At 40.5% G+C, this 26,622-nt stretch carries 25 protein-coding genes and 1 riboswitch; of the genes, 4 read left to right on the top strand and 21 right to left on the bottom strand.

The window, feature by feature from the left end; translation table 11 throughout:
- Window positions 1-61: 61 nt before the first annotated feature.
- From NST73_RS06760 to NST73_RS06695, 14 genes are all read right to left on the bottom strand, one after another.
- Entirely contained in the window at window positions 62-2,023 is a 1,962-nt protein-coding gene (locus tag NST73_RS06760) for a methyl-accepting chemotaxis protein (RefSeq protein ID WP_024719660.1), read from the bottom strand.
- A gap of 115 nt (window positions 2,024-2,138) precedes the next feature.
- Complete coding sequence (gene splB / locus NST73_RS06755; RefSeq protein ID WP_007498710.1) at window positions 2,139-3,167, bottom strand: spore photoproduct lyase; 1,029 nt, start codon at window positions 3,165-3,167, stop codon at window positions 2,139-2,141.
- An 80-nt stretch (window positions 3,168-3,247) separates the two neighbouring features.
- Window positions 3,248-3,490: a transcriptional regulator SplA domain-containing protein gene (locus NST73_RS06750; protein ID WP_034646394.1), complete on the bottom strand. Its 243-nt coding sequence runs from the start codon at window positions 3,488-3,490 to the stop codon at window positions 3,248-3,250.
- A 98-nt stretch (window positions 3,491-3,588) separates the two neighbouring features.
- Window positions 3,589-5,307: a phosphoenolpyruvate--protein phosphotransferase gene (gene ptsP / locus NST73_RS06745; RefSeq protein ID WP_008348058.1), complete on the bottom strand. Its 1,719-nt coding sequence runs from the start codon at window positions 5,305-5,307 to the stop codon at window positions 3,589-3,591.
- Window positions 5,307-5,573 (bottom strand): phosphocarrier protein HPr, encoded by a 267-nt coding sequence (locus NST73_RS06740; protein WP_003211078.1) that lies wholly within the window; start codon window positions 5,571-5,573, stop codon window positions 5,307-5,309. The genes ptsP and NST73_RS06740 overlap by 1 nt, the downstream gene beginning before the upstream one ends.
- Before the next feature lie 93 nt (window positions 5,574-5,666).
- Window positions 5,667-7,766, bottom strand: coding sequence for a glucose-specific PTS transporter subunit IIBC (gene ptsG, locus NST73_RS06735; protein WP_024719659.1), 2,100 nt, complete (start codon window positions 7,764-7,766; stop codon window positions 5,667-5,669).
- A 202-nt stretch (window positions 7,767-7,968) separates the two neighbouring features.
- On the bottom strand, window positions 7,969-8,823 hold the full coding sequence (locus tag NST73_RS06730; RefSeq protein ID WP_017359435.1) for a transcription antiterminator: 855 nt from the start codon (window positions 8,821-8,823) through the stop codon (window positions 7,969-7,971).
- A 55-nt stretch (window positions 8,824-8,878) separates the two neighbouring features.
- Window positions 8,879-9,868 (bottom strand): LacI family DNA-binding transcriptional regulator, encoded by a 990-nt coding sequence (locus NST73_RS06725; protein ID WP_268361441.1) that lies wholly within the window; start codon window positions 9,866-9,868, stop codon window positions 8,879-8,881.
- Between the two features lie 292 nt (window positions 9,869-10,160).
- Window positions 10,161-11,255, bottom strand: a complete 1,095-nt coding sequence (locus tag NST73_RS06720; RefSeq protein ID WP_326242489.1) for a Xaa-Pro peptidase family protein — start codon at window positions 11,253-11,255, stop codon at window positions 10,161-10,163.
- Between the two features lie 104 nt (window positions 11,256-11,359).
- Window positions 11,360-13,279 carry a heavy metal translocating P-type ATPase gene (locus tag NST73_RS06715; RefSeq protein WP_342474019.1) on the bottom strand — a complete coding sequence of 640 codons (1,920 nt, stop codon included), beginning with the start codon at window positions 13,277-13,279 and terminating at the stop codon, window positions 11,360-11,362.
- Window positions 13,280-13,573: 294 nt separating this feature from the next.
- Entirely contained in the window at window positions 13,574-14,062 is a 489-nt protein-coding gene (gene stoA / locus NST73_RS06710; protein WP_047946017.1) for an endospore biogenesis thiol-disulfide oxidoreductase StoA, read from the bottom strand.
- Window positions 14,063-14,116: 54 nt separating this feature from the next.
- Complete coding sequence (locus tag NST73_RS06705) at window positions 14,117-15,433, bottom strand: polysaccharide biosynthesis protein (RefSeq protein WP_041092385.1); 1,317 nt, start codon at window positions 15,431-15,433, stop codon at window positions 14,117-14,119.
- A 113-nt stretch (window positions 15,434-15,546) separates the two neighbouring features.
- Entirely contained in the window at window positions 15,547-16,200 is a 654-nt protein-coding gene (locus tag NST73_RS06700) for a cell wall hydrolase (RefSeq protein WP_045035134.1), read from the bottom strand.
- A gap of 306 nt (window positions 16,201-16,506) precedes the next feature.
- Window positions 16,507-16,701 (bottom strand): hypothetical protein, encoded by a 195-nt coding sequence (locus NST73_RS06695; RefSeq protein WP_008348081.1) that lies wholly within the window; start codon window positions 16,699-16,701, stop codon window positions 16,507-16,509.
- Between the two features lie 167 nt (window positions 16,702-16,868).
- Between NST73_RS06695 and NST73_RS06690 the strand changes: the two genes are divergently transcribed.
- Entirely contained in the window at window positions 16,869-17,057 is a 189-nt protein-coding gene (locus tag NST73_RS06690; RefSeq protein WP_003211747.1) for a DUF2187 family protein, read from the top strand.
- Window positions 17,058-17,181: 124 nt separating this feature from the next.
- On the opposite strand, the gene NST73_RS06685 is transcribed toward NST73_RS06690, so the two are convergent.
- The 6 genes from NST73_RS06685 to NST73_RS06660 form a co-directional block, all read right to left on the bottom strand.
- Window positions 17,182-17,400, bottom strand: coding sequence for a hypothetical protein (locus NST73_RS06685; protein WP_019743915.1), 219 nt, complete (start codon window positions 17,398-17,400; stop codon window positions 17,182-17,184).
- Between the two features lie 258 nt (window positions 17,401-17,658).
- Complete coding sequence (gene queF / locus NST73_RS06680; RefSeq protein WP_003211403.1) at window positions 17,659-18,156, bottom strand: preQ(1) synthase; 498 nt, start codon at window positions 18,154-18,156, stop codon at window positions 17,659-17,661.
- 15 nt (window positions 18,157-18,171) lie between these two features.
- Window positions 18,172-18,903, bottom strand: a complete 732-nt coding sequence (gene queE, locus NST73_RS06675; protein ID WP_047946004.1) for a 7-carboxy-7-deazaguanine synthase QueE — start codon at window positions 18,901-18,903, stop codon at window positions 18,172-18,174.
- A complete protein-coding gene (gene queD / locus NST73_RS06670; protein WP_024719651.1) occupies window positions 18,896-19,336 on the bottom strand; it encodes a 6-carboxytetrahydropterin synthase QueD in 441 nt (146 codons plus the stop codon). Before queD ends, queE begins: the two co-directional genes overlap by 8 nt.
- Window positions 19,337-19,993 carry a 7-cyano-7-deazaguanine synthase QueC gene (gene queC / locus NST73_RS06665; protein ID WP_008348090.1) on the bottom strand — a complete coding sequence of 219 codons (657 nt, stop codon included), beginning with the start codon at window positions 19,991-19,993 and terminating at the stop codon, window positions 19,337-19,339.
- 159 nt (window positions 19,994-20,152) lie between these two features.
- Window positions 20,153-20,197, bottom strand: a riboswitch (PreQ1 riboswitch).
- 71 nt (window positions 20,198-20,268) lie between these two features.
- On the bottom strand, window positions 20,269-21,312 hold the full coding sequence (locus NST73_RS06660) for a hypothetical protein (protein ID WP_058337417.1): 1,044 nt from the start codon (window positions 21,310-21,312) through the stop codon (window positions 20,269-20,271).
- 245 nt (window positions 21,313-21,557) lie between these two features.
- Here NST73_RS06660 and NST73_RS06655 point away from each other — a divergent pair, with 245 nt between their 5' ends.
- The 3 genes from NST73_RS06655 to motB all read left to right on the top strand — a co-directional run bounded on the left by NST73_RS06655 (window position 21,558) and on the right by motB (window position 25,780).
- Window positions 21,558-23,663 (top strand): ATP-dependent Clp protease ATP-binding subunit, encoded by a 2,106-nt coding sequence (locus NST73_RS06655; RefSeq protein ID WP_039169142.1) that lies wholly within the window; start codon window positions 21,558-21,560, stop codon window positions 23,661-23,663.
- A 562-nt stretch (window positions 23,664-24,225) separates the two neighbouring features.
- Window positions 24,226-25,020, top strand: a complete 795-nt coding sequence (motA, locus tag NST73_RS06650; protein WP_008346088.1) for a flagellar motor stator protein MotA — start codon at window positions 24,226-24,228, stop codon at window positions 25,018-25,020.
- Entirely contained in the window at window positions 25,013-25,780 is a 768-nt protein-coding gene (gene motB, locus NST73_RS06645) for a flagellar motor protein MotB (RefSeq protein ID WP_024719648.1), read from the top strand. Before motA ends, motB begins: the two co-directional genes overlap by 8 nt.
- 186 nt (window positions 25,781-25,966) lie before the next feature.
- Here motB and NST73_RS06640 read toward each other — a convergent pair whose 3' ends face one another.
- Entirely contained in the window at window positions 25,967-26,422 is a 456-nt protein-coding gene (locus NST73_RS06640) for a MarR family transcriptional regulator (RefSeq protein ID WP_003211701.1), read from the bottom strand.
- Between the last annotated feature and the right edge of the window lie 200 nt (window positions 26,423-26,622).

The raw sequence follows: 26,622 nt of genomic DNA, 5'->3' as shown, positions 1-26,622 counted from the left end.
TGTTCATATTTTATCATACAAAAAGAACCTTGCTCACATGGCAAGGTTCTTTTCTACAAGATTATAGTTTAAACCGATTGACTGCCTGACGCAGTGCCTGACTTGATTCGTTCAACATTTCTGTTGATGTTTTCGTTCTTTCTAAAGCTTGTACTTGTTCGTCTGTGGAAGCATGTACTTCCTCAGCTGAAGCGGCGGATTCTTGTGAAATGGCCGCAATACTTTGAATGGAATCATTCATTTTCTGCTGTTCTTCAGTCATTTCATTGATTTGTGTATGAATGCTGTCAATGGAGCCGACAAGTGCCTGCATTTCCATTGTGATACTGCTGAGTGCCTCACCTGTTGAATTGATCGCATCACCTTGTTCTTCATTCATTTTGCTTGCTGCTGTCATCGCTTCAGCTGCCTTTTTCGATTCATCTTGAATGAGTTTTACGGTTTCACTAATATGTTTCGTTGATTCTGCAGATTGTTCAGCCAGCTTTCTGACTTCTTCTGCAACAACAGCAAATCCTCTTCCGCTTTCTCCTGCTCTCGCTGCTTCAATACTTGCATTCAGTGCGAGTAAATTCGTTTGATCTGAGATTTCAGAGATCGCTGTTACGACGTTTTCAATATTTTTCGTTTTATGCTCAAGGTCAAGCAGCATTTGCTCTACCTTCTTCGATTCTTCATTCGCTTGTGTTGATTTTTGGACGAGCAGACCAAGAGCATCAAGTCCTCTATAGCTTGCATCTTCCGATGATTTTGAGTTGGTTTGCATTTGCGTGGCAAGCTCACCCATATGACGAACTTTTTCATACAAATGCTCTGATTTTTCATTAATGGTTTCCGCTTCTGATGCTTGTTTCGTCGCTCCTACAGCGACCTCTTGAATAGCCGTTGCAATCTGTTCACTAGACAGCAAGGTCTCGTTTGAAATTTGGGTCACTTCATCCGTTGATTTCACAACCTGATCTGAAGACTCTTTCACTTTTTCAATTAAATCCCTGATGCCTTCAGTCATTTGATTAAAGCTTTTCGTCAGGAACCCTATCTCATCCTGAGACTTCGACTCAAGCGAGCTGGTTAAATCGCCTTCAGACACTTTACGAACATGCTCGATGAGGCGTTTAATTGGTGTTGTAATGCTTCTAGCCAATAAGTAGCTTAGAATCATGGCAAGTATAATGGCAATGACAGAAATAATGATACTTGTCTGATTCATTTGTTCAGTGATCCAAAGAAGTTTCTTTTTCTCGAAGCTCACACCGATCGTCCAGTTTGCCTCTTTAATTTTTGAGATGACGGTCAGCTGTTTGTCATCATCAATACCCGAGTTGTCGATCGCTTTTTTCACAGAAGCGACTTTTGAGATATTTTTTCCTTGCTCTGTTGGATGTGCCAAAATGGTCCCTGTGCCGTCAACTAAGAAAGCCGTTCCCATATAAGGAATCTTTTGTTCTTTTATATAAGACTGAATGGAAGCCAGTTTCAAGTCAAGTCCAGCGACACCGACTACTTTCCCGTTTCGTACGATCGCCTTTGTGGCTGAAACGACCATTTCATTTGTTGCTTTATCAATGTACGGATCTGTCCATAGGACGTCGTCAGGCTTTTCAGCCGCTTGAATATACCAGTCTCGTTTAGACGGATCATACCCTTCACCAAAATCGGACTCCGGGAAAGCGAACATTTTACCATCACTTGTTCCTATATAGGCAAGCGAGATGAGTTCATCCTGCTCCTGCAATCCTTTTAATTCATCGTTTTCAAATGCCAATGTCTGTTTTGTTTGTTTCTGTGCAAAATCTTCAGTAAGTGTACTTGTTGCCAATTTGTTAATCGTATCACCGTAATTCTCAAGCTTTAGTGCTATGATGTCTCTCATGCTTTCTGCCGTTGCTGCTGTCGTTGTTTTCGCATCTCGTTCAATCAGTGGTCTTAATACTAAATTGGAACCCACTTGAACTGCGACAACGGTTAAAATTAAAATAACTGAGATGAAAACAGCTATTCTCACTTGAAGTTTCTTAAACATCTCATCACCCCTACATCCTACTTTCGCATCTTAATGTGTATATCGGCAAAATTGGTACCGCATTCAATAGTTGTAAGAAAATTTAAATAGAAAAAACAAGCCATAATGACTTGTTTTAAGTAAAATATTCAATTTTTGCAGACGGAAAGTACTGTTCTATATATGATTCTAATGTCTGTCTAAGTTCTTGTTCTTCATCTTTTTGATAGATATATTTTCCAATTCCGTATCTACCCCACTTATATCTTCTCTTTTCTTCATCTAGTTCTAGTTTTGTTTTTGGATAGTTTTTTTGGATGACACGCTTCGCCGGTTTTGTAAAACGGTGCTGAATCATTTCAAAGGTGATATCTTGTCTCACTTCTTCAGGAAGAGCTGCATCGAGTTTTTCAAATAGGACTTTATAGCCCTCTTGCCACCCTTCATGAATGTAAATAGGGGCAATAATAAAGCCCAGTGGATAGCCTGCTTTCGCTACCTTTACAGCCGCTTCAATCCGCTGATCGAGTGGTGATGTGCCAGGTTCGAAATATTTAATGACATAATCGGCATTGATACTAAAGCGGAATCTTGTTCGTCCATTGTGTTTTGCATCTAACAAATGGTCTACATGATGAAATTTCGTAACAAAGCGTAGTTTGCCAAGATCGGTTTGACCAAAGTATTCAATCGCTCGTTTGAGTGTGTGAGTCAAATGGTCAATTCCGACGATATCAGATGTACACGAGGCTTCAAATCGCGTGATATCAGGCGCACGCTCGTTCATGTACTGTTCAGCCTGATCTAAGATCTCTTCTACATTGACATATGTGCGAATGTACGGCTTACTCCCCATAGTCGTTTGCAGGTAGCAATAATGGCAATGCCCCATGCATCCTGTCGCAAACGGAATGGCATACTCTGCAGATGGTTTAGATGTATCAAATTTTAAGGTTTTTCTCACGCCGATAACGAGCGTCGACTTTGCATTACGGTACTTTTGCAAATCATTTTTCCCCGGAATATTTCTCACTTGGTTGTGTGAGGTTGTTTCTCTAATTTCAATTCCCATGCCTTCAAACTTTTCTTTCAGCTCTTGTCCTAATGGGTACTCTAGCGCCCGAGGTTCAATATACACAAGCTGGGGAACGAACGGTTTGATCATAATTAGCACATCCTTACCTTATAGGTTCATATCGTTACTTTAACCTCTCAGGATGGCTTCTATCCTTTCTAAAATCTCCCTTATTCAAACAGATCTTGATAAAGGGCTTCTGCTTCTTCGTATGTTGGAAATACGGCATCATCAGGGGCTAATGGGTGATATGTTTCAAGTAGAAATAGCGCAAGCTCTTGCTCATTGTAAGGATGTGAAACGATTTCCGCTTCTTTAATTTGTGCGACATTGGCTGCATGTGGATTTCGATAAATCACATATACTTGATCACCTGGCTTATAGTTAGAGAAAGACAAACTGGTCACCTCCATTTTTTATTTTAGGATGCCCTTCTCTTCATGCGATATGACTGATTATGATAAAATTCGACAAAAAAACCAGACAGTTTGACCTGTCTGGTTTACATCACCTAGTTATGTTGAAACGTTTTTTTCACGAAATCAACCACTTCTTCAGTTGTACTAAGTGATAAGATATGCTCTTTAAATGATGCAGCTTCTTCCTTAGAAAGCTTGCTTAACTGCGTTCTTGCTGGAAGAATCGATGTTGCGCTCATTGAAAATTCATCTAATCCTAATCCAAGTAGGAGCGGGATTGCGATTTCATCTCCTGCCATCTCACCGCACATGCCAACCCATTTACCTTCTTTATGCGCTGCTTCAATCACAAGCGTTATGAGGCGTAAAATAGCTGGATTGTATGGCTGGTAAAGATAAGACACTCGTTCGTTCATTCGATCAGCAGCCATTGTGTATTGAATCAAATCATTTGTTCCAATACTGAAGAAATCTACTTCTTTTGCAAATTGATCTGCGATAACAGCTGTTGATGGAATTTCTACCATCATTCCGATTTCAATGGAATCAGATACTTCTGTACCAGCAGCAACCAATGCTTCTTTTTCTTCAAGTAAAATAGCTTTTGCTTCTCTAAATTCTGATAACGTCGCGATCATAGGGAACATGATTTTCAAGTTTCCATATGTACTTGCACGAAGTAACGCGCGTAGCTGTGTTCTGAAAATCTCCTGCTCTTCAAGGCAAAGGCGGATCGCTCTATAGCCAAGGAACGGGTTCATTTCTTTTGGAAGCTGCAAGTAAGGAAGTTCTTTATCGCCACCAATATCTAGTGTGCGGACAACCACTGCTTTGCCTTCCATCTTCTCTAAAACGGTTTTATACGCATCGAACTGCTCTTCTTCTGTTGGGAGCTGATCTCTGCCCATGTATAAAAATTCTGTACGGTACAATCCAACTGCTTCGCCGCCATTTTCAAGTACACCTTTCACATCTTCAGGTGTTCCGATATTTGCAGCTAGCTCTACGTGAACGCCGTCTTTTGTGACCGTTGGCTGGTCAACAAGTTTCGCCCATTCCGCTTTTTGAGCTAAGTAGTCTTCATGCTTTTTTTGATACGCTTTCACTTCATCTTCAGAAGGCTGAATGATGACGTCTCCGCTAATACCATCAACAATGATCAGATCATTGTTTTTCACCGTTTTTGTTGCTTCTTTTGTTCCAACAACGGCTGGAATCTCCATTGATCTTGCCATAATTGCTGAGTGAGAAGTACGACCACCGATATCTGTCGCAAAACCTTTGACGAATTGTCTGTTCAGCTGAGCTGTATCAGAAGGTGTTAAATCTTCAGCAATGATAATGACTTCTTCAGAAATCATACTTGGGTTTGGAATGTCAACGCCTAGCAAATGACCAGTGACACGTTTTGTAACGTCGCGAATATCCGCTGCACGTTCTTTCATGTATTCATTGTCCATTGCTTCAAACATTGTAACAAACATTGTTGCTGTTTCTTTTAAAGCAAATTCAGCATTTACTTTATCCGATGTGATTTTATCCTTCACTGGGTTGAGCAGCTCTGGATCACTTAACACAAGAAGGTGTGCAGAAAAAATATCCGCTTTATCTTGGCCAAGTTCTTTTAGCGCATGCTCTTTAATTGCTTCAAGTTCTTGCTTTGAAACATGAATTGCTTCTTCAAAGCGTTTCACTTCTGTCTCTGGATCATTGATGTCTTTTTGGTGAACTGTTAAATCTGGTTCTTCCAGACGATATGCTTTTGCAATCGCAACGCCTGCTGAAGCACCGATTCCTTTCAGTTGTTGCATTACTCGCCTAGGCCTTCACTTTTCATTGTGTCTTTTAGCGCAGCAAGTGCATCATTTTCATCAGAACCAGAAGCAGAGATTGTGATTGTAGCACCTTTCGCAATTCCTAGAGACATTACACCCATAATAGATTTCAGGTTCACTGTTTTACCATTATATTCTAAGTTGATATCAGCATCATATTTACTAGCAGTTTGTACAAGAACTGTTGCAGGACGTGCGTGAATTCCAGAATCTGCAGTTACTTTGAATGTTTGTTGAGCCATTTTTATCAATCTCCTTTTTATACATTTCATACATCCACAATATTATATCATACTGCCGAGCTTGTCATCTAACAAGAACGGCAGTTATGAAAATTATTTTGAAATTTTCATGATGTTTTCTTGGCCAGCTTTGATTTCACCGGATTCTTGAAGGTCAATAAATTGTCCTTCACTTAAGTTTGTAAATACAATTGGTGTCATTAAAGATGGTACTTCTGACTTAATTTTATCAATATCAACCTCTAAAAGTTTTTGACCGATTTCTACTTGGTCTCCCTCTTGTACAAATGCTTCAAATCCTTCTCCTTTGAGGCTGACTGTATCAATCCCGAAGTGAATCAAGATTTCAAGTCCACCATCAGACTGGAGGCCGATGGCGTGTTTTGTTGGGAACACATTTAAGATTTTTCCTCTTACTGGTGAAACCACTGTTCCCTCTTTTGGCAAGATAGCAAAACCGTCACCCATCATTTTCCCTGAGAATACTTGATCTGGCACATCTGTAATTGGATGCAGCTCCCCTGTAATTGGTGAAGCAAACGTTTCTTCCCCTTGTTCGTTTTGAAGCGGTTTTGCAATGACTTCTTCAACCTGCTGACTGACTTCTTCTTTTGCAGAAGGGTCTTTCGCTGGTCGAGGTGTGCGCCCTGCAATAATGTCTTGCATTTGTGTTTTTAAATTATCAGAGCGTGGTCCAAAGATGGCCTGGATGTTATTCCCTACTTCAAGGACACCTGAAGCGCCAAGCTTTTTCAAGCGGTCTTTATCCACTTTTTTCTGATCATTTACAGTGACACGTAAACGCGTAATACAAGCATCTAGGTGTTTAATGTTTTCTTGGTCACCCATTGCTTCAAGAATTTCATAAGGTAAGTCATCGCCTTTTCCAGATTGAGCGCTGCTTGCACCGTCAGCTGCTTCATCTTCTCGTCCTGGCGTTTTCAGATTAAACTTGCGAATCGCAAATCTGAATCCGAAGTAGTAAATGACAGCCAGTACGAGACCGACTGGAATAACAAGCCACCAAGCGGTTCTATTTGGCAGGATACCAAATAGGAAGAAGTCGATTAACCCTCCTGAGAAGGTCATCCCGATTTTCACGTTTAGAATATCCATTATCATAAAGGATAATCCAGCGAATACACAGTGAATCGCAAATAATATCGGTGCAACAAACAAGAATGAGAATTCAAGCGGTTCAGTGATCCCTGTTAGGAAAGAAGTAAGGGCCGCTGACCCCATAATTCCTGCTACAAGTTTTTTATTCTTAGGTTTTGCTTCATGGTAAATCGCAAGTGCTGCTGCTGGAAGTCCAAACATCATGAACGGATATTTCCCTGTCATGAATGTCCCAGCTGTCAGCTGAACACCATCTTTGATTTGCGCCATGAAAATACGCTGGTCACCACGGATAATATCTCCTGATAAGCTCTTATAGCTAAAAAATTCATACCAGAATGGTGCGTAGAATATGTGGTGCAGACCAAACGGAATTAATGAGCGTTCAATGACACCGAATACAAAGGCAGCTAGCGGCTCATTCGCTGCAAGCAGTCCAGTTGAAAATGAGTTCAATGCACCTTGGATTGGCGGCCAAATGACGAGCATCAAAAGCCCTAAAATAAGTGCTGAAATCGACGTAACGATTGGAACAAAACGCTTACCAGCAAAGAAGCCAAGATATTGCGGGAGCTCAATTTTGTAAAATTTATTAAACATATAAGCGGCTAATACCCCGACAATAATCCCGCCAAACACGCCGGTAGACAAGGTCGGTATGCCGAGCATATTCACATACGCTGGATGACTTTCCTTAAAGAACTTAGCCAATTTGATTGAATCGGATGGAATGGAACCGTTGGCCATTAATACGGCACTCATCGTTACGTTCATGACAAGGTAACCGATGATCGCGGCAATCCCTGCCACACCGTCTCCATTGGCAAGACCGATGGCAACCCCTACAGCAAATAGGAGCGGAAGATTCGAGAAGACAATATTCCCCGCATTCTCCATAACACTAGCAACAAGCTGAATTGTATCATTGCTTAAAAATTGAGCGACATCAATCAGCTGCGGATTTTGCATCGCATTTCCGAGTGCTAGTAAAATACCAGCAGCAGGAAGGATCGCAACTGGAAGCATAAGTGCTCGTCCAATTTTTTGCAACACACCAAAAAGTGATTTAAACACTGGTTGAACCTCCTTTTGTTTTCGCTTACAACATGCATTTCAATTACAAACTGACGTACATTTCATAATTAACCGTTTACATTTCACTTTCAGAACACAAAAAAGGCATGGTGATATAAGGTTGCGCAAATAACAGGATCTTATCCTGTATTTACCTTAAGTCACTCATGCCTGATCGAATCAGTTACACGTTTCAAGGAAACTATGAAATTTTATTCGTCAATCTGTACAGGTGAAGTGTCAAATAGACAGCTTCGGCATCTTGTACAGGCTTTTTCAATGCATGTTGCAAAATTTTGATCATTTTCCAAGCAGTATTGTAGCATAAAGGATATTCATTTTTCAATAGATGAAGCAACTTTTCTGGCTCCTCTAATGATTCTTCCCGTTTAATACGCTCAATCGAAAACGTAATATGGCGCAGTAAGCGTAAATAATGAATACTTTCTCTATCTACTTTCATATGAAATGCATCTTCTATGACTTGGACCATTTGTGTCATGAGCTGCGAATGACGGTTGACCTCGGATAAAGGCCGGTTCGTTAAAGCAGAGTGAATGTGGAGCGCAATAAACCCAATCTCTCCTTCGGGCAGCTTTGTTTCAACATCTGGCCGCGCATTTATCAGTTCCACGACTTCCTTTGCGACCTCGTATTCTTTCGGGTATAAGGATTTCGTTTCAAGCATAAAAGGATTGGTGATATCATAGCCTTGCTTAACTCGCTTAAAACTAAAGGCAATATGATCTGTCAGTGCAATATGAATATGCTCATTTAAACGATGCCCCATTTTTTCTCGTATATGATAAATGACGTCATTGGCAAGCTCAATCATGTCCTCATTAATGTGGTGCAGCAATTGTTTGTATTCTGTTTGCTCTTTTGTGTTCTTTAACACAAACATTTTCTCAAATGCCGCTTGATCGAGAACGTCACCCGATTTTTTCCCAAAGCCGATCCCTTTATCAATCAGGACCACTTCGCCTAAAGAAGGGTGTTTTGCGATGATGACATTATTATTTAACGCTTTATCAACGGTGAAGGATTCCATGAACATCCCCACCTCCTTCTTATTCAATCCTTCTTATCGTACAAAACAGATGAAACGTGCGTCAACGATTGTTTTTCAAAATAGTCGTTGTGCGCTCAACGAGTCGATATGACAGCACCCTTTTTTCTGGTGCCTCACCTTGTAATACTTGGTTGAACAAGTCAAATGCTTCCTGCCCCATTTGTTTGAGGGGAATGTCTATACTAGAAATCCCCAATGCTTCACTCAATTGATCGTTTTGAAAGCCAAGTATGGCTGGTGATTCTCCAACGTTTATTTGGTGACGCTGTGCTTCTAGTAAAAAACCTGCTGAGACATCATCGTTTGTAATCAGTAAGGCTGTCGGACGATTTTTCATCTCTTTCCATTCTGTAAATAATTGCTTGCCATCAAAAATGGTCAGTTTTCCTTCAATGACCCATTCATCATCAATGTCCTGCCCAAGCGACCGCATCATTTCTTGATAAGTCTGAATGCGAACTTGGCTGTTCTCCCCTTCTGTTCTAGCAAGAACGATTGCGATTCGCTCATGACCGCATGCCGCTAAGTGTTCAAGCCCTTCCTTAAAAGCCTGATCATGCGCAATCGATACCGATGAACATGTATCATGCGGTGTAGGATGACAAAAGATAATAGGACCAGATTCCTGCCACTTTAAAATTTCTTGATCACTTAACGCATTTGAGCAAAAGATTAAACCATCCACACGCTGCTCTTTTAAGCTCATTAATGCTTCTTTTTCCTTTAATGGGTCATATCCTGTTTGAAACAAGGCAAAATGCATTCCGCACTCCTGTGCTTTCTCTGCAATCCCTGTGACAATTCCGCTGAAATAGGAGTGATCAATTGTCGGAAGTACAATTCCAAGCATATTGGAATAGCCCTTTGCTAAATGCACTGCCTGAATATTCCGTGTATATTTGAGCTCTTTCATCGCACTAAGTACGCGCTCTCGCTTTTCTTCTTTGACATAAGGATGATCATTCATCACTCGTGATACGGTGGTAACCGATACACCCGCTCTTTTCGCAATATCCCTTATGTTAGGCATTTTTTCTCCTACTTTCTCTTGATATGGTAAGCGTTTCATACTTTAAGATGTATGTGAGCTGAACAAATCACTGGGTGGAAAGGGGAATTCAAGATGGGTATTATCATATGGATCATATTATGTTTGACTATTTTGTTTTCTGCTCGATTCGCACTACATCCTTTAGGAAAAGAACATAAAATCAAGCCGTTTCAATCAATTGATGATTTTTTTGTTGATAAGGATCGCAAAGAGTGACAAAAAAATCACGATGACGCTCCCAACACTTGGACGTTCATCGTGATTTTTTTCATTACTTGATGATCGTCAACTCTTTTGGATAATTGGTTAAGGTGACTGGGCCATCTTTTGTAATGAGAACATCGTCTTCAATTCTAACCCCGCCGACTCCTGGTACATAAATACCCGGCTCGATCGTATAGACCATCCCTTCTTTTAGAAGGTCATCATTTGCTTGACTCATAGAAGGGAACTCATGAACAGAAACCCCGAGTCCATGCCCTAGACGGTGCGGGAAGTATTCGCCATATCCTGCTTCTGCGATCAGCCCTCTTGCTTTTAAGTCAAGGTCACCAATTCTCACACCCGGCTGGCTCATATCAAGTGCTGCCAATTCGGCTTTCAAGACGGTGTTGTAAATATCCTTTTGTTGTTCAGACGCTTCTTGATAGATGAAGGTTCTTGTAATATCTGAACAATAGCCATCCACAATCACGCCGAGGTCAAATAAAACAAAATCACCTTTTTTCAAGGCTGCCTGCCCCGGATTTCCATGAGGTTCTCCTGATTTTTCTCCGAATAGTACCATGGTTGAAAAGGACATGCCCTGAATGCCTTTTTTCTTCAGTTCATATTCGATGACAGCAAGAACTTCGGTTTCCGTCACCCCTTCTTTTAGGGCATGAACCCCAATTTTGACGCCTTCGTCTGCCAATTGAGCAGCTTTTTTCAATGTTTCAATTTCAGCTTCGTCTTTAATTAGTCTTAGCTGATTGAGCACATCTTCTGCCCGGACAAATGTTTCTGCCCCAGTGACAGCTTGAAGCTGCTCTGCTCTTTGCAAAGGAATGGACTCTTTTTCAATCGCTAGGCGAGTCGCTTTTACTCCTCGTTTTTCTAGTGCCTTTTGTATGAAATCAAAGGGGTTTTCATGGTCTTCATATCCAATGAGATCTCCAGCCCATCCCGCATTTTTTGCTTGCTCAACTTCCATCTTAGGCAAAATGAAAAATGGATCTGCTTCCTGAAAAACAAACAGCCCCATCACTCTTTCATGCGGCTCTGTGAAGTATCCAGATAGATAGAATACATTCTCCTTTGTATGTATAAATGCACCTTGAATGTCTTTTTTCTTAAGCCAAGAAGACAAGTCTTTCATTCGATTCATCGTGATCCTCCTCACACGTTTGACTACTGATCTATTGTATCAGTTTTCACTGTATTTCGCACAAAAGCGCACTAACCTAAAGCCAGTGCGCTTTTGTGATTTGCTTAAGAAGCACGAAGCAAACGAAGTCCGTTTAAAATAACCAAAATCGTACTGCCTTCATGCCCAATGACACCAAAAGGTAAATCAAGAACTTGTAAGAAATTCGCACAGATTAACAAACAAATAACTGTTAATGAAAAGATGATGTTTTGTTTAATGATTCGGTTCATCTTTCTTGAAAGACGGATCATCTTTGTTAGATTGTTTAAGTTATTTTTCATTAAAATGAGATCTGCTGTTTCTAAAGCAACATCTGTGCCTCCGCCCATTGCGACGCCAACATCCGCTGTGGCGAGTGCAGGTGCATCATTGATTCCATCTCCGACCATAATGATCGAATCACCTTGTTTTTTCAGTTGATTGACTTCGTGTACCTTTTCATCTGGAAGACATTCAGCGACAACGGTTTGGATGCCTGCTTCCTCTGCAATCGCTTCAGCTGTTTTTTGTTGATCCCCTGTGAGCATGACGGTTTGGATGCCTAAATCATTCAGCTCCTGAATCATTTTTTTGGCCTCAGGTCTGATTTGATCCTTCAAACCGAGACAGCCGACGACTTCTTGATTTTTTTGAACATAGACAACTGTATATCCTTTGGATGAAAGAACATCGCCATTCACTTCAATATCACGATCCATTGAAGCTTTTCCAGCAAAATCTTTCTTCCCAATCCGCCATATATCCTCATTTAATTGTGCTTCCACACCAAAACCTGATGTTTCTTCAATGGTTACGTGGGCTGCCCGCTCTGTATGATGCTCTTTTGCCATATCAGAAATGGCTTTAGCTAATGGATGGTTTGACTGACTTTCAATTTGATAGAGCGCTTGATAAAAGGTCGATTCATCTTGCCCTTTTGCCAAGACCACTTTTTCAACAGCTGGTTTTCCACTTGTAATCGTACCCGTTTTATCAAATGCAATCATCGTACTTGTGCCCAGTTTTTCTAAAAAGACACTTCCTTTTACAAGCATACCGTTTCTTGCACCGTTTGAGATGAGTGAAAGAGCTGCTGGCATAATTGAGGCAACAAGTGCACAAGGTGAGGCAACTACCATAAACACCATCGCGCGGTAAAACGTTTCACTCATGCTCCAGCCAAGTACAAAATGAGGTAGGAACATTAAAATCGCTACAGTGATGAGCACACCTTTTACATAGGCACCTTCAAATTTTTCAATAAACGCTTGGCTTGGCGATACACTTTCTTGTGCAGATTCCACCAGCTTAATGATTTTATGAAAAAGTGTTTCTTCATTATGTTTTGTTACTTCTACTGTTAATGAACCATTTAAATTCACTGTTCCTGCAAACACATCTTCACCTTGCCCTTTTTCCTGAGGCACCGATTCACCCGTTAAGGCAGATTCGTCTACACTTGTTCTTCCGCTCATGATCACACCATCTGCTGCAATTCGTTCGCCCGCTTTGATTAAAATACGGTCGCCTGGTGTAAGTGAAGAAGCAGCGATTTGGATGGTGGTGCCATCTTCTTCAATTAAAGTGGCTTCATCTGGAGCGATACTCATTAAGGCCGTTAAGTCTTTTTTACTTTTATTTGACGTATACGTTTCTAGCGCACCGCTAAGCGAAAAAATAAAAATTAAAATGGCGCCCTCTGCCCAGTAGCCAATGATCGCTGAGCCTATCGCAGCAAATATCATTAAAAGTTCTACATTTAATGTCTTGGATGAAATGGTTTCTTCAATTCCTTCCTTTGCCTTTGCAAAACCACCAATAACAAAAGCAAGAATGAAAAGAGGAATACTCCACATCGTTTCATCCTTTAGAAACCATCCAATCAAGATGAGAATCCCCGAAATACCTGCTGCGATTAATTCTCCGTGCTGTGCCCATTTTTGAAAGAGCGAGTTGGATCCCTTTTGATCTGTCGTTTGATAAAGTGCTGTATTCTCATTCATGATTACTTTCTCCTCTCTAATTGATAATGATTTTCACATTATCAATCGTTGCCCGTTCCGTTTATCATCTATATTTTCTGCTATTTCAAGCTTTTTATAGGTCTGTAACTCATTATAACAGGTTCTGACCAATTTTCAATTAATAATTATTATAATTTCTTTTTGATAATAATTATCATTATTAGTGTCCGACATTTCTTCCTCTTTCTGAGCACATTTTATTCATCTGAAAGGTAATTGAACACAAAAAAGAACCAACGGATCGCCCATTGGTTCTTACAGAAAGCTTGTGTTCTAAGAATTTGTCCACTCTTTGATTTGTTTTTTCGTCAGCGGACCTACATGGTTTTTGACCACTTCACCCTTTTCATTGATGAAAAAGGTCGTCGGGATCGTAATGATTTGGTATTTTTTCATCATTTCTCCGTGTTCATCGAGAACGATCGGAAATGTAAATTTTCTGTCTTTCACAAATTGGGCAACTGCATGCTTGCTTTGCTCAGCACCAAGTAAATTCACAGTTAGTATGTCTACATCACTTTGATTTTCTTTCACGATCTGTTCAAAGGCTGGCAGCTCCATTTTGCAGGACGGGCACCACGTTGTCCAAAAATGCAGAATGGTCCGCTTCCCTTTCACCGGGATCACCTGCGTTTCACCTGTTAATGTAGGAGCTTCTATCCTCGGCGCCATTACAGGCTCTTTTGCTTCAGCCTCTATGCTCATCAGAAATAAAAGAAGGGTCATCATGAGAAGACTGGCGGGTAGATATTTACGATTCATCAGCATCTTCCTTCCTGATTTTCCTATAGCTTGCCCGCTAGCTGCACATGACATTCAAGCTTTTTTCAATGTAAGAAACATGGAGACGCCGAGTTCTTTGCAAATCGTCGCATAATGCAAAGCCGTTAATAGCAGCATCCCCGTGTTCATTCCTAAGATAACGCCCATCATATTTAAGGATTCGATGGATCCTAGGAAATACACCATAGAGAACGACACCACGTGCACCCATATATTATGTAGGAACACATCTTTAATGAGACCCATACCAATTAAACACGCTTGAAACGGCATGACGAACAGGTGACATAAGAAGTAAGGCCAGAGCAGCTGCAAGTAGACGGCTGCTTGAGGTGAGTCAAAAAAGAGCTGCGTGAGCGGATAAGCGAAATAATACATAATCATCACCGCTGGCACCCCATAGCCAAACGTAATGAGAATCGCTTGTCTGACACGTTTTTTCACGAGATCATACTGCCCCAAGGCATAGGCTTCTGATACATTCGGAATCATCACAATCATAATGGAATGAGCGATAAACGCCGGAAAAAAACCAATCGACATCGCTACGCCAGCAAGCATTCCGTAATGATCAACAGCAAGCGTACCAGAAATGCCCGCTGCAACGAGGGCTCCTTTGATTAAAAACGGTTCAATCGCATTGGCAATGGCATGAAAGATACGCATACCTGTTGTCGGAATGGAGACTGCTAACAAACGTTTTCTGACGTCAATCCCTCTTAACTCAACCGATCTGACATTCACAGCATTTTTTGCCATGACGTATTGGGAATATAAATAGATAAAGACAACGAGATCACTTGCAACAATCACACCAATCGCGATAAGCACCGCTGTTTCAATATCAAACGAATACCAATGAAAAAACATAAACAAACAGATAAGCTGGATCGTTTTTTTCAGCATATTGGCTAGAGCAATTCTACCCATTTGCTGCTTGCCCATAAAATAACCGCGTGCAATGGACGTAAATGCGATGATTGGAATGAGTGACAGAACCAAGCCCTTCATCAGCGGATGATACGATTGAAATACAGGAATGAAAGGCAGTACAATGGCTGCTATTGCCGTTGTTGTGCATGTCACCACAAGCGTCATTTTAAATGCATGGCGAAGCATACTTTTATGAAGCCGCTCATGCGATTCTGCAATGAATTTAGAAATGGAGACTGGCAGCTCTAAGCTGGCGATCACAAGCACAAGCATGATGATGGGAAGGATGCTCATATATAAACCCATTCCATGTTCTCCAAGCTCTCTCGCTAAAATCATATTGACTAAAAACTCGATACACTCAGCAATGAAAGCTGCGACAGATAGCAGAATGACCCCTTTTACAAATCGATTCATGTAGCCTCCCCTTGTCTAAAAGCAAATTCTTTTCACATTCTATGAGACAAGTCCTGAAAATATTTTAATAATTGAAGACAAAAAAACAGCGACTGATTGATCGCTGCTTTTCTTTACACTGCAAACACGTGACGGCCAATGCGTTCTACAATTTTACGAGAACGAATCCAGTTATCTGTCGCCGTTTTTGGATTATAAAAATAAATCGCCTTTGTTGTTCTGTCATCTTCTTTGACAACCTGCTTCACAGCTTTTACGGAATCCTGGTCTGCCTTATCATTGATACTTCCATTTGATACGGGCTGGAAGGCATTTCGCTGATAAATCACGCCTCTGACACTGTCAGGAAAAGAGCGGTGTTCTACGCGGTTTAAGACGACGCTTGCTACAGCTTTTTTCCCTGCGTAAGATTCACCTTTTGCTTCTGCATGTACCAACCGAGAAAGCAAGTCCATTTCTTCATTAGAATAGTGTGATTGATTTCTTGAGCTTGCTGGCTTTGCCGTTTCCTTTTTCTTCGGCTTCGGTTTTGATGCCTTTTCCTCTGTTGATGTGCTTAGCATTTTCACTTTCGGCTGATGTTTCTCCTCTGAAAACGCTGGAATCACGGTATGCTTATTATCTTGATCTATATATGAAAGCTGATGCTTTTCAGGTGCTTGTTCAAGTTTCTGACTTAATGTGCCCTCTTGCTCTTGTATATTGTCCATCTTGATCGCTGAGATGAGCATAAGGATGGCAAAAAGAGCTGTATGAATTTTGATCATTCGCCTCATTCCTCCCTTAATTAATGTAGGCCGTAAGATACTTGTCCACTCTAACAAGAGCTTCTTCTATTTTCACGCACAAAGATTTTCATGCCTGTCCAAATTCCGTCATTAAATGGCATGTCCTAGTTGAAATACGCATGAACTGGTAATGTAAGCGTTTAATATAGTCTCTTTTTAGCCTATAATCATCCTTATGCTCCTGATTATGGGTTATTACATTTTCTTTTCATATGTATCAAGCTGGTTTGAAGTGTGACAAAAGAACCAAAATAAAAAGCTTTTTCTCATGAATGAGAAAAAGCTTTAGCTTCTTGCTTCTTTAAGATATTCAAAAATAACATCTCCACCATGCTTGGCGATTCCGCGAAAATGTTTAAAATCATCTTGATTGACCAATACAGAACGAAATGTTAAAAAATCATCCTTTTGAATGGTCACTTGTTTTTCAGTACCATTCCGTAATGATTCTAGTATTGTGTTGATGTGTTCTTCAGTCAAAGAAACCGCTCCTTTTCAGCCTTGATCAAATATTAAATATACCATTCGTTTTCAAAGCGTACAACGAAAACGAAAGAAAAACGTCTTTATCCTTTACATTGGTATGAAAATATTGCAAAATACTTTTTAATAGGGAATGAAATCTGTTTTTAAAGGAGAGGGATCGGTTGAAGATTGCAAAAATTGGGAATGTGATCGAATTTAGAAATGGTTTAACAGGTGTAGTTGAAAAAGTGAATGAAAACTCTGTTATTGTGGATGTCACCATTATGGACAACTATAGAGATTTAGAACTGGATTCACTAACAGTCGTTAATCATAAAAACTATAAAATCATCAAAGACTCCGTACATTAATTTGCAATCCTCAATTCAGACTACCGTTACATAAAGATATACACAGCAAAGCTGACTCGTGTCACAGCTCTGTTCTCTTTTGACAATCACATATGAAAAAGGCTGACAACCATATAAAGTGGCGTCAGTCTTTTTGCGCGTGAAAGGTTTGCATTTCCGCTTTTGATTTGTACATATCAACTTCTTCAGGTGTTATCACGCCTTTATCAATTAAAAGGGCGATCACTCCAAGTAATGTGGAGGCACTCCATTTATATCGTTCTTTGTTTTGATGTTCAAGCATCTGAAGCTCTTCCCTTAATTCCATTAGCAGCTTCTCTGTTTTGTCTTCTTTGTTTGCCAACACAAACGCCTCCATTTTCATTCGCTCGTTTCAATTTTATCTTAAAGTAAATATATGAAGAATAAAAGCATGATACACCTTTACAAACATACGTTCTGTCGTGTATACTATACATACGAGCTGGTAGCCCCCAGCCGTCCTAGCAAGTTCTATTCCTATTGGTATGAGAAGAGTGACATGACTCTTCTCTTTTTTTATGTGCCATCATAATCTATTCCATAAAAAAAGACATGTCATCCACATGTCTTTTTTTATTTATTAGCGATTATCAATCGTTTCTGGATACATATCGTGATTCATCATACGATACGATGCCATCTCTTCATACTTTGTCCCAGGTTTTCCGTAGTTCGTATACGGATCAATTGAAATACCGCCTCTTGGTGTAAATTTGCCCCATACTTCGATATATCTTGGGTCCATTAATTCAATGAGGTCGTTCATGATAATATTCATACAATCCTCATGGAAGTCACCGTGATTACGGAAGCTGAACAAATATAATTTTAATGATTTACTTTCGACCATGATTTCATTTGGGATGTAGCTGATATACACGGTCGCAAAATCTGGCTGCCCTGTTTGCGGGCAAAGGGATGTGAATTCTGGGCAGTTGAATTTCACAAAATAATCTCTATTCGTATGTTTATTCGGGAACGTTTCAAGCACTTGTGGTGCATAGTCAAACAAGTAATTGGTCCCCTGATTTCCTAGTAAAGTGACACCTTCTAATTCTTCTGGTTTTCTTGTCGTCATTTTGTCTCTTCCTTTCTATACGCCTCGTTTATTTCCCCACAATAGCGTGTGCAGTTGTGGTAAGACTCTCACACGATTCAAATCAGGATCTTGCGCTACTTGATCTACAAGCATTTCGTATTTCTTTAATAAGTGCGTTAATAAGTACGCATCATCAGCTGTTGTTGTATCATCATTTCCCACCTGCAAATAAAAGGGGAGTTCTGGGTATTTCGCATGGACATCCTTTGCATAGGCTAGATCAAGATCATCAAAGATCACGACCTTCAGGCTTGCATGTTGCAACCTGTTTCCCTTTTTCAATTCATCTATGATACGCGTAAGTTTCGTAAAATCTGTTTTCATATTTGAACTTGGTGGTTTTGGAGAAATGGTTAAATCATCTATCTTCAAAAACCAATCTTGATACATCGTTCCCTGCGTTTCAAGCGCCGTATCAATTCCTTCTTCATGCAATAAATCAATAAGTGATTCCATTTGTTTCAAGAGCGCAGGATTCCCACCTGAAATGGTGACATGAGAAAATGCCTTTCCACCTATTCTCTTCAGCTCTTTTACAATGTCCTCTGCCTGAAGCCACTGAATATCATGCTTAGCTGATCCATCCCATGTAAAAGCTGAATCACACCAGCTGCAAGAGTAGTCACAGCCAGCCGTTCTGACAAACATGGTTTTTTGACCAATAACCATTCCTTCTCCTTGAATGGTCGGACCAAAGATTTCTAAGACAGGAATCGCTTTAGTCATTGAGCTCAACTCGTTTCGGACGGTAAATGCAGTAGCTTGTTGGTGTCTCTCTGACAAAAACTTGAACACATACTGGTTTGTTCGCTAAAGTCGTTAAATATGCGGCCACTTTATCATACACAGTCTTTGCGACAACCTCAGTGGTTGGCATCGCGTATGGATCATTTGATGAGAATTCTTCATGGTCATTGAGCAGTGTATGGTCGTACTGTCCATGAATGAGTTTTTTTAGCGTGCTAAAATTCACAAGGAAACCTGAATCATCTAGATGATCTCCTGCAATCGTAATGTTAATCGTATACGTATGACCATGTACACGGCTACAAGCGCCAGCATCTTCTCTCGGGATAAAATGGGCTGCCGATACATGCATATCTTTATTCAATTCAAACGAAAATGGATGATTCGTCTGTGGATAGATTTGAGAAAGCATTTAGTTCGCCTCCTTCATGTCCATATAAGTGTCATAGCCATTTTTCCGAAGCTTACATGCAGGACATTCCCCGCAGCCATCAGAAATGATGCCATTATAGCAAGTGAGTGTTTCATTTTTCACAAAATCTAGCGCATTCAGTTCATCAGCCAGTTTCCACGTTTCAGCTTTATTCAGCCACATGAGCGGCGTATGGATGACAAATGGTTTTTCCATTGCCAAATTCACCGTGACGTTACAAGATTTCACAAACTCATCTCGGCAATCTGGGTAGCCGCTAAAGTCTGTCTCGCACACACCCGTGATAATATGACGTGCTCCAATTTGATACGCAAGAATGGATGCAAAGGATAAGAAAACTAAGTTTCTCCCCGGAACAAATGTGGAAGGCAGTTCTCCTTCCTTTTCTTCAATATCAATGTCATCTCTTGTTAAGGCATTGGGTGCAAGCTGATTTAAAAGAGACATATCTAATAGATGATTTTTCACACCTAGCTTGTCAGCAATTCTTTTGGCAACATCAATTTCTTCTTGATGACGCTGATTATAATGAAAGGTTACCGTTTCAACCTCTTTAAATTGTTGAAGTGCCCATAGTAAACATGTCGTACTGTCTTGTCCCCCGCTAAAGACAACGACCGCTTTTTCATTTTTCATTTTTCCTTTTCCTCCTTTTGCAGACCCGTACCTCCGCACAAAGCTGCATCTGAAAGGTTCATGAAAACCCCTATTTTTCTCAAAAGAAAAGACACCTTTACATGTGTATGAGGTGTCCCAGCCATAAAAAATAAAAAATGCCACATCCAAGGATACGGCAAGTCCTTAGTTTTTTATAGAGGGTTTTGCTAGAACCTCTCCCGTTTTCACGGATTTTTGTTCAATTTTCACAGAGGATAGTGTACCACATAATTGGTGTACAAGCTATCCCTTCTTTACTTATCACGTGATGCAGGCACTTTTTTCAGACAAAGAAAGAGGATAAAAAAGATACTGACATAGCCAAAAACAGGGTAAACCGTTGAAATGAGTGTGCCGTATCCAATTTTACTGATGACATAACAGCAAAGCAGAATAAAGGATATCGTATACATACTGTTCAATCGGATATACGCCCTTACCTGTCTTTCGAGACCGTATAAATTTCCTATAACGGATGTAAAGACTTCACCAAAGATCACGAATAAATAGATGAGATGAATGGAGTTTGCGACTTGATACACCACTTGGGCCATCGGAATATCATACGCTTCCAGCATTTCTAATGAAGAAAGGGATAAAAAGCAGGCGAGCAGAATGAGTGTCAGCATCAGACCTCCAAGCACCGCTCCCCTTTTTATGACGGCTTCGGATGTCATTTCGTTTGCAACCGGCACTAATACGGCTTGAGACAGCGCTAAATTAAATGCACCATATGAAATCGCAGACAACATCCATTCGCCCTCTCCCATTTGCAGCCCCAGAACGTGGCTTTCACCGCTACTAAACACAAATGAGTCTAGAAACACAATCAGCGAAAAGAAAATCAGCATTGGAACGACAAGTACATTGACACCAAATAACCCTTTTGAACCTTTAAAAAGGACAATGACACTTAAAATAATCGTTAAAAAAATACCATATTCTTTTGAGATGCCAAGTTGTTCTTCAAAAATAGCGCCTGCTCCAGAAATCATCACTGACGTCACACCTAGTAATATAAAAAACATGACGATGTTAATATATCGACTCGCAGCAGCTCCAAATAAAAACCGATTCATATCTTGATAAGACTCCGCTTCAATTCGTTTGGAAATAAGCATCATTTTTGCGCCAAGGCCGGTAAAAATAACACCGCTAATCAAAATCCCGATCAATCCAATCCAGCCAAAACGAACAAAAAATTCTACGATTTCTTTTCCTGTCGCAAACCCAGCTCCAACCACTGTTCCTACATATACAAAGGCAAGCTGAAAAGCGGATTCATTTGAACGTTTCATATGACCCCTCCGCACCCATCACTTTCGATTGTCTCTTTTTTATCCTATGAAACAAGTTCCTTGAAAAGAAGGACAAACCATGATTAAATGCAAAAAAGGATTTTTCATTCAGCTATGAGCAAAACAGTTGAAAGTCAAAATAGGTCAGAGTATACTATAGTCAAAGATGGTCAAACAACAGACCATTTTATTTAACATTCATTGGTCAAATAAAGTCAAACTTTATTTTAAGGAGGTCATGGCTCATGCGTTGTCAACATTGTCAAGTAAATGAAGCAACTATTCGCCTGAATATGCAAGTAAATTCGTCCCGTAGCCAAATGGTTTTATGTGAAGACTGCTATACCTCTTTGATGGAACAGTCAAAAATGAAAATGGGTCCTAACCTTTTCGGGGGCGGTTCATTCTTCTCTGAGCAAGCAGGACATGCGACGAGCCAAGAGCGGCCTAAACAAAAAGGCTTACTCGATGAGCTTGGCCGGAACTTAACGGATGGCGCACATGCTGGTTTAATCGATCCTGTCATTGGCCGTGATGAAGAAGTCACAAGAGTCATTGAGATTTTAAATAGAAGAAATAAAAACAATCCTGTCCTCATTGGTGAACCTGGTGTTGGTAAAACGGCCATAGCCGAAGGACTAGCACTAAAAATTGCAAATGGAGATGTACCAAATAAATTAAAGAACAAACAAGTTTATTTATTAGATGTCTCTTCACTTGTGGCAAACACAGGTGTACGTGGTCAATTTGAGGAACGGATGAAGCAATTAATCAAAGAATTGCAAAGCCGTAAAAATATCATCTTATTCGTTGATGAAATTCATCTTCTTGTAGGCGCAGGCTCTGCCGAAGGGTCAATGGATGCCGGAAACATTTTGAAACCAGCTCTAGCTCGAGGGGAACTGCAGCTAGTAGGTGCGACAACATTAAAAGAGTATCGTCAGATTGAAAAAGATGCTGCCCTTGAACGCAGGTTCCAACCTGTCATCGTTGATGAGCCAACACAGGATGAAGCATTCGAGATCTTAAAAGGCATTCAGGATAAGTATGAAGCCTATCATGGCGTCACCTATTCTGACGAAGCCATTAAAGCGTGTGTTCAATTATCTTCGCGGTATATTCAAGACCGCCACTTGCCAGATAAAGCCATTGATTTAATGGATGAAGCAGGTTCAAAAGCGAATCTCTCCATTGATGCAGCAAGTGAAGATGAATTAACAAACCGTCTTGCGCAAATTGCCGCTGAAAAACAAGCCGCTTTAAATGAAGAACGCTATGAAAAAGCAGCGAAGCTTCGAGACGAAGAAGAAGCGATTGAAGCGAGATTGCAAAACAAAACAAATGACAAAGAACATGTCGTCACAGCTGAGGACATTCAGTCGATTGTAGAACAAAAAACAGGTATCCCTGTCGGCAAACTACAAGCAGACGAACAAACAAAAATGAAAGAAATTGATGTCCGCTTAAAAGCCCGCGTCATTGGTCAGGAACATGCGGTTGAAAAAGTGGCGAAAGCCGTAAAAAGAAGCAGAGCCGGCTTAAAATCAAAACACAGACCAACTGGCTCCTTCCTATTCGTTGGGCCAACAGGCGTCGGGAAAACCGAATTGTCTAAAACATTAGCGGAAGAATTATTTGGCTCAAAAGAAGCGATCATTCGTTTAGATATGAGTGAATACATGGAGAAACACTCCGTGTCCAAAATCATCGGTTCTCCTCCTGGTTACGTTGGACATGATGAAGCCGGACAGCTCACGGAAAAGGTTCGCAGAAAACCATACAGCATCATTTTGCTCGATGAAATCGAAAAAGCGCACCCTGATGTCCAGCATATGTTCCTTCAAATCATGGAAGATGGTCGTCTAACAGACAGCCAAGGCAGAACCGTCAGCTTTAAAGACACAGTCATCATTATGACAAGTAACGCTGGCAGCACAGATAAAAAAGCGGTCAAAGTCGGATTCCAGTCTGAACAAGAAGAAGCCATCGAAGAACAATCATTGATTGATTCGCTGAGCGCTTATTTCAAACCGGAATTCTTGAACCGTTTTGACAGCATCATTCAGTTTGATTCATTAGATAAAGACGATTTAGTCAAAATTGTGGATCTTCTGCTCAAAGATTTGTCAGAGCAGTTAAAAGAACAAAATCTAACTGTTCACGTCACAAATGAAGCGAAAGAAAAAATCGCTGAACTTGGTTATCATCCAGCATTTGGGGCTCGTCCGTTACGAAGAACGATTCAAGAGCATGTTGAGGATCAAATGACGGACATCTTGCTTGAAGAAGAACAACTTACTGGATTTACAGTCGATGTTGAACATGACGAAATTGTTGTGAAAAAGAGCTAAGTACATCCTAAGGAGGATCTTCAGCTCCATCATGTTGCAGTGTCTAAATTCCATCTGAGCGCCGACGCTCCCCCGCCTCTTTTCCTTTACGATAAAAGAAAAAGAGGTGGATTACATGGATCACATGATCAATTGGAACTACGATTTGATCAAAATCATACATGAAGAAAAATTAAAAGAATTGCTCTTAGATGAAACAGCTCAAAAAAGATGAAGTTTCCAGATTGTTGACAAAGGGCTAAAATGAACTTGATTTTAGCCCTTTGTCTTCTTTTCAGCGTGATAGAAAACCTTTGCAGTCTAGGAAGGACAGCTACTTGTGCGGAGCGAATTTGGCATTCGTGAGCACCAGAGCGCAGGACTGACACCGAATGCGAGGGTTTGTCTACACGCTGAAAACTCCCTTTTATATGAGGGAGTTTCTTTTTTTACGGCTTTCAGAAAGCGCTTTCGTCAAAATTTCTTCACATAAACTGTCTTAATTTTATATTCTGACTAAAACCCTTCTAGAAGACACCGATATTAACTATAGAAAAAGATAGTTAAAGGATTTGGTGAGATAATGGACAAAACATCGTTAATTGGTATTATTTTAGCATTTATTGCACTGAGTGTCGGTATGGTTTTGAAAGGTGTGAGTCTAACCGCTCTTATCAACCCGGCGGCTATATTGATCATTGTGGTTGGGACAATTTCAGCTGTTGTCATTGCCTTCCCATCTAGTGAAATTAAGAAAACACCAAAATTATTCGGCAAAATTTTCAAAGATAGCAAACTTCCAACGATACAAGAAATGATTCCTCTATTTTCAAACTGGGCACAAATTGCTCGTCGTGAAGGTCTTTTGGCATTAGAGGCAAATCTTGAGGAAGTCGATGACGATTTTCTAAAGAACGGCTTAAGCATGGCAGTTGACGGTCAAAGTGCTGAATTTATTCGCGACGTCTTAACTGAAGAAGTCGATGCCATGTCGGAGAGACATCAGTCAGGCGCATTAATCTTTACACAAGCTGGTACATACGCTCCGACTCTAGGGGTACTTGGTGCCGTTGTCGGACTTATTGCCGCACTTGCAAACATGGGAGACATTGAAGCACTTGGACATGCGATTAGTGCTGCCTTCGTCGCCACACTGCTTGGGATTTTTACAGGGTATGTGTTGTGGCATCCATTTGCCAACAAGCTGAAGCGTAAATCAAAGGAAGAAGTAAAGCTTCGTCTCATTATGATTGAAGGGATTCTTTCTGTCCTTGAAGGCCAGTCTCCAAAGGTCATTGAGCAAAAACTTCTGATGTACTTACCAGCAAAAGAACGTGCAAATCTTGTCATTGAAGAAGGAGAAAAACAGAATGGCTAGGAAACGTAAAAAACATGATCATGAAGACCATGTAGATGAGTCTTGGCTGATCCCTTACGCCGATCTTCTTACGCTTCTTCTCGCCCTCTTCATTGTGCTGTTTGCATCTAGCTCCATTGATGCGGCAAAATATGAACAGATGGCTAAATCGTTTAATGTTGTCTTTACTGGCGGCACTGGCGTAATGGACCAATCAAGCATGCAGAGCACCGAAGAAACAGAAAACAGCAATCAAACCAAAAAATCAGCAGAAGATGAAGAAGAAGAAGCAAAAGCGAAAGCTCGTGACCAAGCGGTATTAACAAAGGTTAAAAAGCAAGTAGATTCATTCATTGCGGATAAAAAACTTGGTTCGAAGCTTGAAACAAAGCTGACGGATGAAGGTCTGCTTATTACAATTGAAGACAGCATCTTCTTTGATTCTGGGCGAGCGGTGATCCGCTCGCAGGATGTTCCGTTAGCCAAAGAAATATCCAAGCTGCTCGTCATTAACCCTGCTCGTGATATCGTCATTAGCGGACATACAGATAACGTTCCGATTCGGAATTCTGAATTTGAATCCAACTGGTATTTAAGCGCCATTCGTGCGGTCAACTTTTTAAATATTCTCCTTGAAAACAGCAACCTAGACCAAGAGAACTTTAGCACAAAAGGTTACGGTGAATTTAAACCGATTGCCTCTAACGATACCGCAGAAGGCAGAAGTAAAAACAGACGCGTCGAAGTTCTTATTTTACCAATTGAGAAAAAAGCAAAATAAATAGGAAGCCAGCAGCTTCCTTTCAGATCATGACAAAGGGCTAAAATGATGTTTATTTTAGTCCTTTGTCTTTCTTATGAGCGCGATTGAAAGCGCTTGGCGTTTATCGGTGCGCAGGACTGACACCATATGCGAGGATTAGTCTACATACTAAAAAGGAAGCCAACGGCTTCCTTTTTTATGTGTTTATTCTTTATGATCATATAAATGCTTGGCACGCAGTCCTACATGTTTGAGCATATCGATGCAGGCATCCTTCTCCTCTTCACTAAGCACACTGATCATCTCGTGAATCTCTTTTGCATGATCTGGGAAGATGTCATCAAGTAAAGCTCTTCCCTGCTCCGTAATATGTGCAAATGTCACCCTGCGGTCTTCTGCACAAGCTTTCCGGCTAAGGAGTTCTTTTTTCTCCAATTTATCAACCACATACGTGATGCTTCCGCTTGCGAGTAAGATCTTATCACCTATTTGCTGAAGCGGCTGATCACCTTTATGATACAGCAATTCTAATACAGCAAATTCAGTCGGATTCAGACCGTGCTTCACAATATGTTTGTTCATGTGGTGATTAATGGAGCGATAGGCACGTGATAGTACAATAAATAATTTCAAAGATTTCTCAACATTATGATTTTCCATTTTTTATCATCCTTTATGAAATGCAACCCACTAATGTGACATTAATAAACAATAAGTAAAATGTCAACATGTTGAACCATTTTTAGCATGAAAAAGAGACCAGAACGAATCACCTAATTTTTTAAAAATCTCACAAGTCATCGTAATAAAGATAGGTTCAATGCTATAATAAGTCTATTAGGTAATACGTTGGAGCGATG

This window comes from Bacillus sp. FSL W7-1034, from assembly GCF_038593365.1.
Taxonomy (GTDB): Bacteria; Bacillota; Bacilli; order Bacillales; family Bacillaceae; genus Bacillus; species Bacillus altitudinis.
Note: the sequence above shows the minus strand (reverse complement) of the source record. Positions and strands in the feature narration are given on the sequence as shown.

Excerpts from the sequence above, each read along its gene's own strand:
- NST73_RS06760 (WP_024719660.1), bottom strand. The coding sequence starts at position 2,023 with ATGTTTAAGAAACTTCAAGTGAGAATAGCTGTTTTCATCTCAGTTATT.
- splB (WP_007498710.1), bottom strand. The coding sequence starts at position 3,167 with ATGATCAAACCGTTCGTTCCCCAGCTTGTGTATATTGAACCTCGGGCG.
- NST73_RS06750 (WP_034646394.1), bottom strand. The coding sequence starts at position 3,490 with ATGGAGGTGACCAGTTTGTCTTTCTCTAACTATAAGCCAGGTGATCAA.
- ptsP (WP_008348058.1), bottom strand. The coding sequence starts at position 5,307 with ATGCAACAACTGAAAGGAATCGGTGCTTCAGCAGGCGTTGCGATTGCA.
- NST73_RS06740 (WP_003211078.1), bottom strand. The coding sequence starts at position 5,573 with ATGGCTCAACAAACATTCAAAGTAACTGCAGATTCTGGAATTCACGCA.
- NST73_RS06730 (WP_017359435.1), bottom strand. The coding sequence starts at position 8,823 with ATGTTCATGGAATCCTTCACCGTTGATAAAGCGTTAAATAATAATGTC.
- NST73_RS06725 (WP_268361441.1), bottom strand. The coding sequence starts at position 9,868 with ATGCCTAACATAAGGGATATTGCGAAAAGAGCGGGTGTATCGGTTACC.
- NST73_RS06720 (WP_326242489.1), bottom strand. The coding sequence starts at position 11,255 with ATGAATCGAATGAAAGACTTGTCTTCTTGGCTTAAGAAAAAAGACATT.
- NST73_RS06715 (WP_342474019.1), bottom strand. The coding sequence starts at position 13,279 with ATGAATGAGAATACAGCACTTTATCAAACGACAGATCAAAAGGGATCC.
- stoA (WP_047946017.1), bottom strand. The coding sequence starts at position 14,062 with ATGAATCGTAAATATCTACCCGCCAGTCTTCTCATGATGACCCTTCTT.
- NST73_RS06705 (WP_041092385.1), bottom strand. The coding sequence starts at position 15,433 with ATGAATCGATTTGTAAAAGGGGTCATTCTGCTATCTGTCGCAGCTTTC.
- NST73_RS06700 (WP_045035134.1), bottom strand. The coding sequence starts at position 16,200 with ATGATCAAAATTCATACAGCTCTTTTTGCCATCCTTATGCTCATCTCA.
- queF (WP_003211403.1), bottom strand. The coding sequence starts at position 18,156 with ATGACGACAAGAAAACCAGAAGAATTAGAAGGTGTCACTTTACTAGGA.
- queE (WP_047946004.1), bottom strand. The coding sequence starts at position 18,903 with ATGACTAAAGCGATTCCTGTCTTAGAAATCTTTGGTCCGACCATTCAA.
- queD (WP_024719651.1), bottom strand. The coding sequence starts at position 19,336 with ATGCTTTCTCAAATCTATCCACAGACGAATCATCCATTTTCGTTTGAA.
- queC (WP_008348090.1), bottom strand. The coding sequence starts at position 19,993 with ATGAAAAATGAAAAAGCGGTCGTTGTCTTTAGCGGGGGACAAGACAGT.
- NST73_RS06660 (WP_058337417.1), bottom strand. The coding sequence starts at position 21,312 with ATGAAACGTTCAAATGAATCCGCTTTTCAGCTTGCCTTTGTATATGTA.
- NST73_RS06655 (WP_039169142.1), top strand. The coding sequence starts at position 21,558 with ATGCGTTGTCAACATTGTCAAGTAAATGAAGCAACTATTCGCCTGAAT.
- motA (WP_008346088.1), top strand. The coding sequence starts at position 24,226 with ATGGACAAAACATCGTTAATTGGTATTATTTTAGCATTTATTGCACTG.
- motB (WP_024719648.1), top strand. The coding sequence starts at position 25,013 with ATGGCTAGGAAACGTAAAAAACATGATCATGAAGACCATGTAGATGAG.
- NST73_RS06640 (WP_003211701.1), bottom strand. The coding sequence starts at position 26,422 with ATGGAAAATCATAATGTTGAGAAATCTTTGAAATTATTTATTGTACTA.